The organism is Spongiibacter sp. C9W (assembly GCF_057370015.1).
Window position 1 is genome coordinate 3,429,768 of record NZ_CM170672.1, and the last position, 13,954, is coordinate 3,443,721.

Here is a 13,954-nt window from a genome sequence, read left to right on the forward strand (position 1 = left end):
TTGCCCCAATTTTTGAACTTTAAGCTGGAGATACTCAGATGGGCGTTGAACGCACCCTTTCCATTGTAAAACCCGATGCAGTTGCCAAAAACGTTGTCGGTGAGATTTACAGCCGCTTCGAAAAAGCGGGCCTGCAAATCATCGCGGCAAAAATGCTGCGCTTGAGCCGCGAGCAAGCCGAAGGCTTCTACGCTGAGCACAAAGGGCGTCCATTCTTTCCCGCTCTGGTTGACTTCATGACCTCTGGTCCTGTCACTGTGCAGGTGCTTGAAGGTGAAGGCGCGATTTTGAAAAACCGCGAGCTGATGGGTGCGACTAACCCGAAGGAAGCGGAAGCAGGCACCATTCGCGCGGATTTCGCCGAGTCTATCGATGCCAATGCAGTACACGGTTCTGACTCTGAGCAGTCTGCTGCGCGTGAAATTGCTTACTTCTTCGCCACTAGCGAGCTCTGCGAGCGCGCATAAGAGGGGTGGGGCATGGAAGTGCAAGAGGCAGTCACTCAACACACTGAGCGGGTAAACCTGCTTGGAATGACGCGCTCAAAAATGGAGGCTTGGTTGGTCTCCATTGGCGAGAAGCCCTTCCGTGCCCAGCAAATCCTGAAGTGGATTCACCACTCCGGTGTTGACGATTTCGAGCAAATGAGCAACCTCGGTAAGGCGCTGCGTGCCAAGCTGGGTGAGCTTGCCGAGATTCGTCCGCCAAAAGTGGTGCGCCAGCTCGACTCCAAAGACGGCACGCGAAAGTGGGCGATTGAAGTCGGCGGCAATAATTTAGTTGAAACGGTGTTTATTCCCGACGGCCAACGCGGCACATTGTGCGTGTCATCTCAGGTCGGCTGCAGTCTCGATTGCAGTTTTTGTTCAACGGGTAAACAGGGTTTCCAGCGGGATCTCACCGCCTCAGAGATCCTCGGCCAGGTGTGGCTCGCAATCAAATCCTACGATGCCTTTGGCCCCGGTAAGAATCGCGTCGTCACCAATGTAGTGATGATGGGCATGGGTGAGCCGCTGCTAAATTTTGAGAATGTGGTGGATGCCACCAACCTGATGATGGACGACTTCGGTTACGGTTTGTCCAAGCGCCGGGTTACGCTCAGCACATCGGGTGTGGTGCCGATGCTGGATAAGCTGGGCGACGTATCAGAGGTGTCACTGGCGGTGTCACTTCACGCCCCTAATGACGCGCTCCGCAATGAGTTGGTGCCCATCAACCGCCGCTATCCTATTGCGGAATTGTTGGCGGCATGTCGTCGTTACCTCGATAAGCAGCCCGACAAACATCGTGTGGTCACCGTAGAGTACACCCTTATTGCAGGGGTTAACGACAGCATGGATCAGGCAAGAGAGCTTGCTCAGGTCTTGCGTGATTTACCCTGTAAGGTCAATCTTATCCCCTTTAACCCTTTTTCTCTGTCAGACTATCAGCGGCCGTCGAAGTCGGCGGTATCACGATTTTGGCAGGTGATGACCGACGCCGGTTACGTGACGACGGTGAGAACGACGCGTGGCGACGATATTGACGCCGCCTGCGGCCAGCTAGCCGGCCAGGTGCAAGACCGCACTCGTCGCGCAGAGCGTCATCGTCGAAAAGCGGAAGAAACACAAATCATTCGGGTGATGTAAAGGGGGGCACAGGTGCCAGCAGGACCGAAAAAGTACCCATTAATCGTGAGCTGTGCGTTGGCGGTGCTACTGTCCGCGTGTGTAACGACTCACAAGGGCGGCTTCGCCGAGAAAGCCGACGAGCAAAAAGCTTACGAGACCTCACTCCAGCTCGCGAAAAGTTATATCGCCCAAGGCAATTGGGAGCAGGCAAAGCGCCACCTTCAATACGTTGAAGAGAGCAACCCCCATAACGCCGAAACCATGGAAGCCCTCGCTCTGGTATACCAGAATACCGGAGAGCTGGAGATGGCTGAGAAGTATTACCGGCGCGCAGTGGCTGAAGCACCTAAATCGATGCGCATCCGCAACAATTTTGCGGCGTTTTTGTACCAGCAAGAGCAGTATCGCGAGGCCGCTGAGAACCTCGAAATTGTTACCGCTGAACTACTTTACGAACGCCGTTTGGAAGCCTTTATCAACCTTGGGCGCTGCTACCTGAAGCTGGATGAATTGCCCAAGGCTGAAGCCGCCTTTAAGCGTGCACTCCTGATGCAAAGCAGCAATGCGCAAGTTCTGCTGTCGATGGCTGAAGTGACCTATCGTCAGAAAAAATATCCGGAATCCCAGCGCTTTTACGATGCGTTTCGCGAGCAGGGCGTTCGCCCCTCAGCGGCATCGCTGTGGCTGGGAATTCGCCTGGCTCAGATCTTTGACGACCGCGATGCCTATGCGAGCAATGTACTGGCGTTAAAAAATCTTTACCCTAAATCAGAAGAATATCTGCTGTATAAAGCCTCGCTAAACTCGGTGGGGCAGTAAGGGCTATGGGCCAAGGTTCAAACGACAACTATACCGCGCCGCCCGGGTCCGTGTTGCTCGATGCACGGCTGAGCGCCGGCAAAAGCGTTGAAGAGGTGGCTGAGGCGCTGAACCTGTTGAAGACCCACGTTGAGGCGCTAGAAAGTAACGACTACTCCCGTTTTAACTCGCCAATGTTTGCCCGGGGATATATACGCAGCTACGCGCGTTATTTTGGGCTGGACGAAGCACCGCTGCTCAATGACTGCGAACGTATTTGTCGCCGCGATGAAGAGCAGGCCGCCAAAAAGCGCCCCCAGGGACAAACGCGTGCGCCGGGTCAGGCAAAGTTACTGTTTGCCCTGCTGGGAACGCTGCTGATTTGGGGGTTGAGCGTGTTGCTCTTCAACGGCCAAAAACAGCCGGAAATACAGCTCAGCTTGATTGAGGAGCGCTATGCGCCGCTGGTAGAGTTGCGCGCAAGGCCATCGCTGGGTGAGTCGCTGCTACAACTTCCGGACAGCGGCACGGCCCAGCGAGTCCCGCCCGAACTATTGCATGATGTCAGCATGACGCTGCTCGCCGACGAAACGGTCTGGGTGGAAGTGCGCGATGCCAACAATGCTATGCAGTTCAGCGGCAATATTGACGCTGGGCAAAAGCAGGAACTCGACCTCCAAGGGCCAGTGCAAATCGCCATAGCGTATTGGCCGGCACTGGAAATTACCTACAACCAGCAGGCTGTTGACCTCAATGGCTTGGCAGAAAGCAACGCCGTGCGTGTGCAGATTGGTGAATTATGAAGATGGAATCACCCATTAAACGCCGCAAGTCTCGCCAGATATTTATCGGCGATGTCGCTGTGGGCGGCGACGCACCGATTTCGGTGCAGAGTATGACGAATACCGACACCTGTGATGTCGACGCGACGGTGGCCCAAATTCGGCGTCTGGAAGATGCCTGTGCAGATATCGTGCGGGTTTCGGTGCCGAGCATGGACGCCGCAGAAGCCTTTAAGAAAATCCGCGAGCAAGTCAATGTGCCGCTGGTGGCCGATATTCACTTCGATCACAAAATTGCCTTGAAGGTCGCGGAATACGGCGTGGATTGTCTGCGCATCAACCCGGGCAATATCGGCAGGGAAGATCGCGTGCGCGCCGTTATCGACGCCGCAAAAGCACGCAATATACCCATTCGTATTGGCGTGAATGCCGGGTCATTGGAAAAAGAGCTGCAGCGCAAGTATGGCGAGCCCACTCCCGAGGCATTGGTGGAGTCGGCGATGCGCCACATCGACATTCTCGATCGTCTCGACTTTCAAGACTACAAGCTGAGTGTGAAGGCCTCCGATGTCTTTATGGCGGTGGCGGCCTATCGGCAAATAGCCAGTCAAATTGAGCAGCCTCTGCACCTGGGTATTACCGAGGCCGGTGGCTTGCGCGGCGGTACCGTCAAGTCTGCCGTGGGCTTGGGTATGCTATTAATGGATGGCATCGGCGATACAATTCGAGTGTCGCTGGCTGCCGATCCGGTAGAGGAAGTAAAAGTTGGTTACGAAATCCTCAAGAGCCTGAAGCTGCGCACCAAGGGCATCAATTTCATCGCGTGTCCGAGTTGTTCCCGCCAAAACTTTGATGTTATTGGCACCATGAACGAACTTGAATCGCGCTTGGAAGATGTCACCACGCCTCTCGATGTCGCCGTGATCGGCTGTATTGTTAACGGCCCTGGTGAAGCGAAAGAAGCGGAAATTGGCCTGACTGGCGGTACGCCCAATAACCTGGTGTACGTTAACGGCCAGAAAGATCACAAAGTGCAAAACCCCGAGTTGGTGGATCACCTTGAAAAACTGATCCGCGAAAAAGTGGCTCTCAAAGAACAACAAGACAAGGACCTGATCGCCCGCAGCTAAGCATCGGGTGCAGTGGTAATAGGTAAACACTTGGCTAGAATTCAATCGATCCGCGGGATGAATGACATCCTCCCCGAGGACTCGCCGTTATGGCAGTACCTGGAGTCCACAGTGGCGACGCTGTTGGCGCGCTACGGCTACCGGGAAATTCGCTTCCCCATTTTGGAGCAAACCGAGCTGTTTAAGCGCTCTATTGGCGAGGTTACTGATATCGTCGAGAAGGAGATGTATACCTTCGAAGACCGCAACGGCGATAGTCTGACTTTGCGCCCGGAAGGCACCGCAAGCTGTGTGCGCGCCTGCGACCAAAATGGTTTGCTGCACAATCAAGTTCAGCGGCTGTGGTATGCCGGGCCGATGTTTCGTCACGAGCGCCCGCAGAAGGGGCGCTTGCGTCAATTTCATCAAATTGGTGTCGAAACCTTTGGCTTAAATGGCCCCGACATTGACGCCGAACTGATTTTGCTCAGCGCACGTCTATGGCAGCACTTGGGAATCAGCGACGCCCTGACGCTGGAGTTAAACAGCATTGGCAACAGCGAGTCCCGCGGCCGCTATCGCCAGGCCTTGGTGGATTATCTCAGCCAGTATAAAGACCAGTTAGACGCTGACAGCCAGCGTCGTTTGGACACCAACCCGATGCGGATTCTCGACAGTAAAGTGCCCGAAACTCAGGCTTTGCTGAGTGATGCGCCGTTATTGTCTGACTATTTAGACGATGCCTCCAAGGCACACTTCGACGGTCTTTGTGCGCGCTTGGACGCGGCTGGCCTGAGTTACACCCTGAACCCGAAACTGGTAAGGGGGCTGGATTACTATGGCCTCACAGTGTTTGAATGGACGACGACGGCGCTGGGGGCGCAGGGAACGGTTTGCGCTGGCGGGCGCTACGATGGCCTGGTGCAACAATTGGGCGGCAAAGCGACCCCGGCGGTGGGCTTTGCAATGGGCTTGGAGCGGCTGTGTCTGCTGCTGGAAACCCTAGAGGCGCTGCCGGAATCAAAACCCCTTGCTGATGTCTATATCATCGCCAATGGCGAAGCCTGCGAAATTCGCGCTCTGAGCCTGGCGGAGTCTCTGCGAGACGCGCTGCCTGCGGTGAAGGTCGTGCTTAACTGTGGCGGTGGCAGCTTTAAAAGCCAGTTTAAGAAAGCGGATAAAAGTGGCGCCGCCGTGGCCGTTGTTCTCGGTGAAGACGAGCTGGCCAACGAGCAGGTAACGGTCAAGGTCTTGCGTGGTGAACCGAACCAGCAACAATTGGCTATCAGCGATCTGGCTGAACATATTAAAACAACGCTGTTGTAAGACAGCTGAAGGCTTGAGGAAGAACGTGGAAACCTACCGTACAGAAGAAGAACAAGTAGAAGCTATCAAGCATTGGTGGCGCGAAAACGGCAAGTCTACCGTGCTGGGCGTGGCCATTGCGCTGAGCTTGGTATTCGGCTGGCGTGGCTGGAATAACTATCAGGCTGACCGCGCTGCTGAGGCCTCGGTGCTCTATGAGAATCTGCTGCAGGCCGACGCCGCCGTGCAAAGTAACGGCAGCAAGCGCGAAACCGCTGAGCACCTGGCGAATACGCTAAAAGACGGGTTTTCAGGCCATAGCTATGCCCAATACGCGGCGCTTATCCAGGCGAAATATGCTGTCAATGACGGCGATTACGACGCTGCAGAAGCTGAGCTGAATTGGGTGTTGGCGCAGGGGCCAGATGCGGCGATAAAGGCGCAAACGCAGTTGCGCTTGGCTCGCGTGCAATTTGCCAAGGGCGAACTCGATGCCGCGCTGGCGATTGCTGAGGGGCTGAAAGACGGCAGTGCTGCTGTGCAGGCTCTGGAATTGCAGGGCGACGTGATGCGTGCGCAGGGCGACAAGGCTGCAGCGCTTGAGGCCTACCGCCAAGCTGACGCGATTAATCGTCAACAGGAAAACCCGCTGAATAATCCGCTGTTAAAAATGAAAATTAACAGCCTGGCCGCCGAACAAGGCGCTGACAAAAATACCACGGCTCAAAACTAGGAATGGCTATGTCACTGTTGCGCCCACTCGTATTTATTCTGCTAGGCAGTGTGCTGGCGGCCTGCTCCTCGACCCCGAAAAGCAGCGACCCCGCGCCGCTGACAAGCTTTGACGAGCAAAAACGACTCAAAAAGGCTTGGTCTTACTCTCTGGGAGATGGGCAAGGAGAGTCTTACTACCGTATTGCACCGGCTATCGATGGCGATGAAATTTTCATTGCCTCGGCAGATGGTGGTGTAGCGGCCTTGAATAAAAAGACCGGCAAAAAACTCTGGAAGGAATACCACGAGCTGAACATCTCCGGTGGCGTGGGTGTTGCCTCGACGCAGTTATATGTGGGAACTGCCGACGGTGAAGTGGTCGCGTTGGACCGCCTCAGTGGCGACGAGCTGTGGCGCACGGCGGTCAGCGGTGAGGTACTTGGCGCACCGGCGGGCAATGGTAGCGTCGTTGTGGTGCAAACCTACAGTGGCTTGGTACATGGCCTGAATGCCGAATCGGGAGAGCGCCTGTGGACTTATACCTCGCAGGTTCCTCGCCTTACCATGCGCGGCACCAGCAGCCCGGTGATTGTTCGCGGTGTTGCCCTGGTGGGCTTGGCCAATGGCCGGATTGTTGCTCTGGACGCCGATACTGGCACCGTGCGTTGGGAACAGCGCGTAGCGGTCGCGCAGGGCAGTACCGAAATTGATCGTCTGGTCGACGTCGACGGCCGCTTGCTGTTGATTGAAAACGAGCAAATTGTGGTCGTTAACGGATATCAGGGCAAAGTGATCGCCATTGATATTGCCAGCGGCCGACCGCTGTGGGCGAAAGACAATTCCAGCTACGTGGGCGCGGCCGAAGCACTCGGTAACATCTACGTGGTCGACGCCGAAGGCGGTGTTAGTGCGATTGCCGAAGGTGGCCAGAGCATTGTTTGGACGCAAACCGTATTGGCGCGTCGGCGCTTAACAGAGCCGGCGGCGTTAAGCGGTGTTGTTGCGGTTGGCGATTTTGACGGCTACCTGCATCTGCTGGGCCAATTAGATGGCCAGCTTATCGGCCGCACGCGGGTAGACAGCGACGGCCTGCGAGCGCCCATGGCGGTGGATGGAAAGCTGCTATACGTCTACGGCAACAGCGGTAAATTGGTAGCGTATAAAGTTACCGATCGATAGTCGATTGGCTGACGCGGTGTATATTCAGGTAAGAGAAGTATGGTTCCGGTAATCGCCTTAGTCGGCCGCCCCAATGTGGGCAAATCTACATTGTTTAATCGCTTAACCAAGAGCCGCGATGCCTTGGTGGCGAATTTTCCCGGGCTGACCCGCGACCGCAAATACGGCGATGCCATTCTCGGTGATCGCCATTTCATCGTTATTGATACCGGCGGTATCAACGGCGATGAAGAGGGCATTGATGAAGCGATGGCGCAGCAGTCATTGCAGGCCATTGATGAAGCGGATGCCGTGCTGCTGATGCTAGATTCGCGTGCCGGCTTGATGCCTGCTGACCAGGGGCTGGTTAACCACCTGCGTGGCTGCTCGAAACCGGTGTTTTTCGTTGCCAATAAAGTGGATGGCGCCGACCCCAATGTGGCCATGGCGGAGTTTTACCAAACCGGCGCCTCGACGATTTATCCTCTGACTGCGACGCACGGCAAGGGTGTGCGCAAGCTGATCGACGATGTTCTCGCCCTGTTTCCCGAGGCTGATGAAGCCGCCGAAAGAGAAGAAGCCACCGGTAAAAAAATAGCGGTAGTTGGCCGGCCAAATGTGGGTAAGTCCACCCTGGTTAACCGCATGCTCGGCGAAGATCGCGTTGTCGTCTACGATCAGCCGGGTACCACCCGCGACAGTGTGTACATCAATTATGAGCGCGATGGGGAACCCTATACCCTGATCGATACCGCGGGCGTGCGCAAGCGCCGCCACATTAACGAAGCGGTGGAAAAGTTTTCAATTGTTAAGACCCTCAAGGCCATCGATGACGCCAATGTGGTGATTTTGGTGATGGACGGTCGCGAGAATATCGTCGATCAGGACCTTCACTTGTTGGGGCAAGTTGTCGATGCCGGACGCGCGGTGGTGGTCGCGATCAACAAATGGGATGGCCTGACCACCGACCAGAAAAACCGTATCAAGACGGAGTTGGACCGCCGCCTGCAATTCATCGATTTTGCTGAAGTGCATTTCATTTCTGCCCTGCATGGTACGGGGGTAGGGCATTTGTATGAGTCGATAGAAAAGGCCTACCGCTCTGCGACCCAAGATCTGCAAACCCGCCGTTTAACGATGATCCTGGAAGGGGCGGTCTACGACCATGCGCCGCCGATGATCAATGGTCGCAGAATCAAACTGCGCTATGCCCACCCCGGTGGTCACAACCCGCCGATCGTGGTGATTCACGGCAATCAAACCAGCAAGGTGCCCAATAGCTATACGCGCTATCTGGAGAAAGTTTTCCGCCGCGAGCTGAATATGGTGGGCACGCCCATCCGCATTGAGTACAAAACCTCCGACAACCCCTACGAGGGCAAGAAGAATCAGCTTAGCAAGCGCCAAATAGACCGCAAGCGACGCTTGGTCAGCTTTGTTAAGAAGAAAGAAAACAAGAAAAAACGCGGGCGTTAACGCGCAATCGTCCGTGAAAAGCGTTGTGAATATGTCTTTGCCTACCACGCCTGCCAATGCCGATATGGATACGCCCGAGCGTATTCGTGAGTTTGTCGAGGCGTTTTACGAGCGCTTGCTGGCCGATGAGCGCCTGGCACCCATTTTTATCGATGTTGCCAACATCGATATTCGTGAGCATTTTCCGCGAATTCAGGCGTACTGGGAGAAACTGCTGCTGGGCGGTGATAATTACCAGCGCCACACCATGAATATTCACCGTGCACTTCACGCCAAGCAAACCCTGACGTCTGCCGATTTTGAACGTTGGCTGAGCTACTTCGAGCAAACTGCGGATAGTCATTTTGCCGGCCCCAAAACTGAGCGCGCCAAAATGATCGCCAAGCGCATCGCCACCAATATGGAACACGCCCTGTCATCCTGAAGGGCGCCCAGTGTTAATGGCTAAGCATGGTGCCTGCCAGCGCCAGGCAAAACCCCATAACTGCCCCGAGAGGCGGTGCCCAGTGTTTGTCGAGCCGCGACTGCGGTGCAATATCCTGAAATATCAGGTACAAAATCCCGCCTGAAGCGAACAGCATAATCCCACCTAAGATGCCTGGTGCATCGCCCAGGAACAGATAACCGAGTAGGCCGGCGATAGGTCCCAGCGGCACAAAGGCATACATTATTCTCAAGCTACGGCGCGCGTTGGCGCTGATTTGATTGAGCTCACGGTAGGCGTTGAAGCCTTCGGGCAGGTTTTGTAATCCTATCAGCAGCGCCATCAGTGCTGCCGTCGGTGACCCCGTCGCCATCAGCCCGCCCAGGGCGATCGCTTCGGGGATGTAGTCGAGCATCATCCCCATTAATTGTGGTGACTCTCGTCGCCGCAAGCCCATTGCTCTCTCAATGGCGAAAAAACACAGGCCACCCAGCACAATGGTGATGATGGCCAGAGCCGGCATGTCCATGCCTTTCAGGCCTTCCGGCACTAAAACCAAGCTAACCGCGCCCAGCAAGATGCCGCCGCCAAAGGCGATAACGAAGTGGCGAAATTCGTTCTCTAGCCAATCCGGGCCGAGGTGTTCAACGCGTGCCAGCAGGCCGCCTATGGGAATGGCGACGCCGGCCAGTCCAGCGTAGAGCATTATTTGCAGAATGTCGGACATACTTATTCAGACTCGCTCTGCTCAGCATCCGGGGTGGGTTGGCGCAGTATGTAGATACTGACTAGCGCGGCGATGCTGCACAGCACGGCGCTTACCCAGGGGATTCGCACGATCAAAAAGGCGCTACTTAACATCATTATCCACAGCACAGTGATGATCAGCGCCTTTATCTTTTTGGGAATGCCTTGCCCCTCAATGTAATAGCGAATGTACACACCGAACCAGGGATGCTCAGTTAGCCAGCGATAGAACTTGGGCGAGCTGCGAAGAAAGCAGGCGGCGCTGAGAATCAAAAAAGGCGATGTCGGCACCACGGGCAGCAATAAGCCGATCATCCCTAAGACAAATGACAGCCAGCCTATGGCGATCAGGCTATAGCGGATGACGGGATTGCGGTGCTCGTAGGGTGACTTCATGTTGAGTGGCGTACGACCTCTGGGTTTGTTGTCTGTGGCATTTTAGCGCGCTGATCGTTTTTGTCAGCAGAGTGATCAGCAGCGACATTGTCTGGTTTACGCCTCACAGAGATACTCCTCCGGCAAGCCAAATCTGGGCCTGCTATTGCACTATCGGCCATATGGCCTAGGTAGCTGCAGGGCAGGGTACATTACCAAGGAGAGACGAGATGTCTTCATCGGCTGAAATTTTAAGTCAGGCCTTTACATTGGGGTATACCTATACCCGTTCAACCGGCCCTATTGTGGGCCAGTTTCTCACAGCGTTGCGCGACCGGAAAATGGTCGGTATCAAAGGCAGCGGCGGCAAGGTTCTTATGCCGCCGGTCGAATTTGATCCAGTGAGTGCGCAAGCGCTGAGCGAGTTTGTGGATGTTGCCGATTGTGGCGTTGTGCAAACGTGGAGCTGGGTCAGTGAGCCGCGTAAGGCGCACCCCAGCGACAAACCCTTTGCTTGGGCGCTGATTAAGCTCGATGGCGCTGATACGCCCATGCTTCATTGGGTGGATGCGGGTGATGCGGCGCAGATGTCTACGGGTATGCGTGTGAAAGCTCGCTGGGCAGAGAAAACCCAGGGCTTAATCTCCGATATCAATGGCTTTGTTCCCGAGGCGACCGCGCTGAGTGAAAACTACCAAGCTAATGAGGCGGAAGAGCCTATCACGGGTATCGACTCGCCCAGCTACCTGACCTACAACTTCACTGCAGGTGGCGCGACCGCACGTTACCTGGCTGAACTCAAGAAAGGTAAGTTGGTAGGACAGCGCTGCCCCTCCTGTGAAAACGTTTATATTCCTCCACGCGGTAGCTGCGCTGCCTGTGGTGTGGCGACAACCGACGAAGTTGAATTGACCAATAAGGCTACCGTCGAGTCGTTCACTATCGTGTATATCCCCATTCCCAACAACCCGATCAAGCCGCCCTACGTGATTGCAAACCTGGTGCTCGACGGCGCCAATATCAGTTTCCTGCACCTGCTTAGTGAGTGTAAGAACGAAGATGTGCGTATTGGTATGCGGGTTGAAGCCGTGTGGAAGCCCGAAGAAGAGTGGGGCTATGCCATGGAGAATATCCAGTACTTCAAGCCCATCGACGAGCCCGATGTTCCGGTGGAAGAAATTGGCAAACTGAAAAAAGGGGGCCGTTAAGATGCGCGATGTAGCTATTGTAGCTTTTGCCCAGTCTGATTGTGTGCGCGATGCTGGCGCTCGCAACGAAGTTGAGCTGATCATGCCGGTCTTGCAGGAAGTCTACAAGCAGACGGGTATTAACAGTGCTCAGGATGTTGACTTCACTTGCTCTGGTAGTTGCGACTACCAGCAGGGCGCAGCCTTCGCATTTGTGGCGGGTGTTGACGCGCTGGGTGCCGTGCCACCAATTAAAGAGTCTCACGTTGAGATGGACGCCGCCTGGGCGCTCTATGAGTCTTGGCTAAAAATTCAAATGGGTCAGGCCGAGTCGGCACTGATTTACGGCTTTGGTAAGTCGTCGCCAGGCGAATTGCCGATCGTACTCTCTCAACAGCTCGACCCTTATTACTTGGCGCCACTTTGGGTGGACACCATTGCCTTCGCTGCCATGCAGGCGCGGGTGATGCTGGAGCAGGGTTTGATAACTGAAGCCGAGATGGCTGAGGTCGTTGCGCGCTCACGCAAAAACGCCGCCAACAACCCCCACGCTCAGTTGAAGGGTGATGTCAGTGTGGATGAGCTGCTCGCCGAGCCCGAGTATGAATCGCCACTGCGTCGCCACGATTGCTGCCCAATCTCTGATGGCGCTTGTGCAATGATTATCTGCACCGTCGAGAAGGCTAAAGAATGGGGTAAGCGCTATGCCGTGATTAAGGGGATTGATCACCGCATCGAGACCCACCACATCGGCTCGCGCGATCTAACGCAATCAATCTCTACCAAACAAGCAGCTGAGGCGGCTGGCGTCGCGCAAGGGCCGGTGGATATTGCCGAGTTGTATGCGCCGTTCAGCCACCAGGAAATCATCCTGCGCCGGGCGCTGAATTTATCCGATGACACCAAGGTAAACCCGTCGGGCGGCGTGTTGGCGGGCAATGTGATGATGGCCTCCGGCCTGTCGCGCATCGGTGAAGTGGCCATGCGATTAATCAACGGTGAAGGCAAGCGCGGCGTGGCACACGCAACGTCGGGGCCGTGTCTGCAACAAAACCTGGTAACTGTACTGGAGGCCCAATAATGGCTCAATTAGCTGCTGTGGTCGGCGTCGGTCAGACCAAATACAAAACAAAGCGCGGCGACGTATCGATCGCGGGCCTGGTTCGCGAAGCGGCGCAGAATGCGCTCAATGATGCTCAGCTAACCTGGGATGACATCGATGCCGTCATCCTCGGCAAGGCGCCGGACATGTTCGAGGGCGTTATCATGCCCGAGCTGTACCTCACCGATGCACTGGGTTGTAACGGCAAGCCAATGCTGCGTGTGCACACTGCTGGCTCGGTTGGGGGCTCCACGGCTATCGTGGCGGCATCCTACGTGCAGAGCGGCGTGTTCAAACGCATTCTCACGGTGTCGTTTGAGAAGCAATCCGAGTCCAACGCCATGTGGGCATTGTCTAACCCTCAGCCATTTTCCCCACACTTGAATGCGGGTGCTGGCGGTTATTTTGCGCCGATTATTCGCGAGTATATGCGCCGCTCTAATGCCCCCTATGACGCGGGTATTAAAGTTGCCGTTAAAGACCGCTTGCACGGTGCCAAAAACCCGCTGGCGCATCTACAGCTGCCAGAAATTACTATGAAAGAGGTCGAAGACAGCCCAATGCTGTGGGAGCCACTGCGCTTCCTTGAGGCCTGTCCGTCGTCTGATGGTGCCTGCGCGATGGTGATTGCCAACGAAGATCTTGCCGAGCAATCACCGGGCAAACCGGCGTGGATTCGCGGTGCGGCAATGCGCTCTGAGCCGACTATGTACGCCGGTCGTGAGCAGGTTAATCCGCAAGCGGGCCGCGATTGTGCGAAGGATGTGTACAAGCAAGCGGGTATCGACAATCCTCGCAAGGACCTCGATTGCGCCGAAGTCTACGTGCCATTTTCTTGGTATGAGCCCATGTGGCTGGAAAACCTCGGTTTTGCCGAAGACGGTAAGGGTTGGGAGCTCACCATGAGCGGCGCAACCTCCTTGCTGGAAGGTGGCGATATTCCCTGGAACTGCTCTGGTGGCGTACTGTCGTCGAACCCGATTGGTGCCTCGGGCATGATTCGCTTTGCCGAAGCTGCGCAGCAGGTGCGCGGTGAAGCGGGAGACCATCAAGTGGACGGTGCCAAGACGGCATTGGGTCACGCCTATGGCGGTGGTGCCCAGTTCTACTCAATGTGGGTAGTGAGCAGCGAAAAGCATTAACAAATGGTCATCAGCCATCCCCCTT

General features: G+C 55.6%; 15 protein-coding genes. 13 read left to right on the forward strand and 2 right to left on the reverse strand.

Features of this window, described 5'->3' with window-relative positions; translation table 11 throughout:
- The first annotated feature begins 38 nt into the window (after positions 1-38).
- From ndk to AC2Q8J_RS16305, 10 genes are read left to right on the forward strand one after another with little or no spacing between them, the layout of a single operon-like run.
- Entirely contained in the window at positions 39-467 is a 429-nt protein-coding gene (ndk, locus tag AC2Q8J_RS16260) for a nucleoside-diphosphate kinase (RefSeq protein WP_027873633.1), read from the forward strand.
- Positions 468-479: 12 nt separating this feature from the next.
- The gene (gene rlmN / locus AC2Q8J_RS16265; RefSeq protein WP_027873634.1) at positions 480-1,628 is read left to right on the forward strand and encodes a dual-specificity RNA methyltransferase RlmN; all 1,149 of its coding nucleotides are present in this window, start codon (positions 480-482) and stop codon (positions 1,626-1,628) included.
- A 12-nt stretch (positions 1,629-1,640) separates the two neighbouring features.
- Entirely contained in the window at positions 1,641-2,429 is a 789-nt protein-coding gene (pilW, locus tag AC2Q8J_RS16270; protein WP_486451813.1) for a type IV pilus biogenesis/stability protein PilW, read from the forward strand.
- A 5-nt stretch (positions 2,430-2,434) separates the two neighbouring features.
- Positions 2,435-3,211: a helix-turn-helix domain-containing protein gene (locus AC2Q8J_RS16275; protein ID WP_486451814.1), complete on the forward strand. Its 777-nt coding sequence runs from the start codon at positions 2,435-2,437 to the stop codon at positions 3,209-3,211.
- Positions 3,208-4,320, forward strand: coding sequence for a flavodoxin-dependent (E)-4-hydroxy-3-methylbut-2-enyl-diphosphate synthase (gene ispG / locus AC2Q8J_RS16280; protein WP_204995921.1), 1,113 nt, complete (start codon positions 3,208-3,210; stop codon positions 4,318-4,320). The genes AC2Q8J_RS16275 and ispG overlap by 4 nt, the downstream gene beginning before the upstream one ends.
- 30 nt (positions 4,321-4,350) lie before the next feature.
- Positions 4,351-5,625 carry a histidine--tRNA ligase gene (gene hisS, locus AC2Q8J_RS16285; protein WP_486451815.1) on the forward strand — a complete coding sequence of 425 codons (1,275 nt, stop codon included), beginning with the start codon at positions 4,351-4,353 and terminating at the stop codon, positions 5,623-5,625.
- Positions 5,626-5,650: 25 nt separating this feature from the next.
- The gene (locus AC2Q8J_RS16290) at positions 5,651-6,337 is read left to right on the forward strand and encodes a YfgM family protein (RefSeq protein WP_204995919.1); all 687 of its coding nucleotides are present in this window, start codon (positions 5,651-5,653) and stop codon (positions 6,335-6,337) included.
- Between the two features lie 8 nt (positions 6,338-6,345).
- Complete coding sequence (gene bamB, locus AC2Q8J_RS16295; protein WP_204995918.1) at positions 6,346-7,497, forward strand: outer membrane protein assembly factor BamB; 1,152 nt, start codon at positions 6,346-6,348, stop codon at positions 7,495-7,497.
- Between the two features lie 39 nt (positions 7,498-7,536).
- On the forward strand, positions 7,537-8,952 hold the full coding sequence (gene der / locus AC2Q8J_RS16300; protein WP_204995917.1) for a ribosome biogenesis GTPase Der: 1,416 nt from the start codon (positions 7,537-7,539) through the stop codon (positions 8,950-8,952).
- A gap of 31 nt (positions 8,953-8,983) precedes the next feature.
- Entirely contained in the window at positions 8,984-9,376 is a 393-nt protein-coding gene (locus AC2Q8J_RS16305) for a group III truncated hemoglobin (protein WP_204995916.1), read from the forward strand.
- A gap of 13 nt (positions 9,377-9,389) precedes the next feature.
- Here the strand turns inward: AC2Q8J_RS16305 and AC2Q8J_RS16310 are convergent, their stop codons facing one another.
- Both AC2Q8J_RS16310 and AC2Q8J_RS16315 read right to left on the reverse strand, forming a co-directional pair.
- A complete protein-coding gene (locus tag AC2Q8J_RS16310; RefSeq protein ID WP_288363484.1) occupies positions 9,390-10,103 on the reverse strand; it encodes a ZIP family metal transporter in 714 nt (237 codons plus the stop codon).
- Between the two features lie 2 nt (positions 10,104-10,105).
- Positions 10,106-10,519: a YbaN family protein gene (locus AC2Q8J_RS16315; protein ID WP_204995914.1), complete on the reverse strand. Its 414-nt coding sequence runs from the start codon at positions 10,517-10,519 to the stop codon at positions 10,106-10,108.
- A 209-nt stretch (positions 10,520-10,728) separates the two neighbouring features.
- On the opposite strand from AC2Q8J_RS16315, the gene AC2Q8J_RS16320 reads away from it, so the two are divergent.
- From AC2Q8J_RS16320 to AC2Q8J_RS16330, 3 genes are read left to right on the forward strand one after another with little or no spacing between them, the layout of a single operon-like run.
- On the forward strand, positions 10,729-11,706 hold the full coding sequence (locus AC2Q8J_RS16320; RefSeq protein WP_486451816.1) for a Zn-ribbon domain-containing OB-fold protein: 978 nt from the start codon (positions 10,729-10,731) through the stop codon (positions 11,704-11,706).
- Between the two features lies 1 nt (position 11,707).
- A complete protein-coding gene (locus AC2Q8J_RS16325; RefSeq protein ID WP_486451817.1) occupies positions 11,708-12,766 on the forward strand; it encodes a thiolase domain-containing protein in 1,059 nt (352 codons plus the stop codon).
- Complete coding sequence (locus AC2Q8J_RS16330; RefSeq protein WP_204995912.1) at positions 12,766-13,929, forward strand: thiolase domain-containing protein; 1,164 nt, start codon at positions 12,766-12,768, stop codon at positions 13,927-13,929. Before AC2Q8J_RS16325 ends, AC2Q8J_RS16330 begins: the two co-directional genes overlap by 1 nt.
- Positions 13,930-13,954 lie beyond the last annotated feature (25 nt).

Coding starts and splice junctions, on each gene's coding strand:
- AC2Q8J_RS16310 (WP_288363484.1), bottom strand. CDS start 10,103: ATGTCCGACATTCTGCAAATAATGCTCTACGCTGGACTGGCCGGCGTC.
- ispG (WP_204995921.1), top strand. CDS start 3,208: ATGAAGATGGAATCACCCATTAAACGCCGCAAGTCTCGCCAGATATTT.
- AC2Q8J_RS16275 (WP_486451814.1), top strand. CDS start 2,435: ATGGGCCAAGGTTCAAACGACAACTATACCGCGCCGCCCGGGTCCGTG.
- bamB (WP_204995918.1), top strand. CDS start 6,346: ATGTCACTGTTGCGCCCACTCGTATTTATTCTGCTAGGCAGTGTGCTG.
- AC2Q8J_RS16315 (WP_204995914.1), bottom strand. CDS start 10,519: ATGAAGTCACCCTACGAGCACCGCAATCCCGTCATCCGCTATAGCCTG.
- AC2Q8J_RS16325 (WP_486451817.1), top strand. CDS start 11,708: ATGCGCGATGTAGCTATTGTAGCTTTTGCCCAGTCTGATTGTGTGCGC.
- AC2Q8J_RS16330 (WP_204995912.1), top strand. CDS start 12,766: ATGGCTCAATTAGCTGCTGTGGTCGGCGTCGGTCAGACCAAATACAAA.
- ndk (WP_027873633.1), top strand. CDS start 39: ATGGGCGTTGAACGCACCCTTTCCATTGTAAAACCCGATGCAGTTGCC.
- der (WP_204995917.1), top strand. CDS start 7,537: ATGGTTCCGGTAATCGCCTTAGTCGGCCGCCCCAATGTGGGCAAATCT.
- rlmN (WP_027873634.1), top strand. CDS start 480: ATGGAAGTGCAAGAGGCAGTCACTCAACACACTGAGCGGGTAAACCTG.
- AC2Q8J_RS16305 (WP_204995916.1), top strand. CDS start 8,984: ATGTCTTTGCCTACCACGCCTGCCAATGCCGATATGGATACGCCCGAG.
- AC2Q8J_RS16320 (WP_486451816.1), top strand. CDS start 10,729: ATGTCTTCATCGGCTGAAATTTTAAGTCAGGCCTTTACATTGGGGTAT.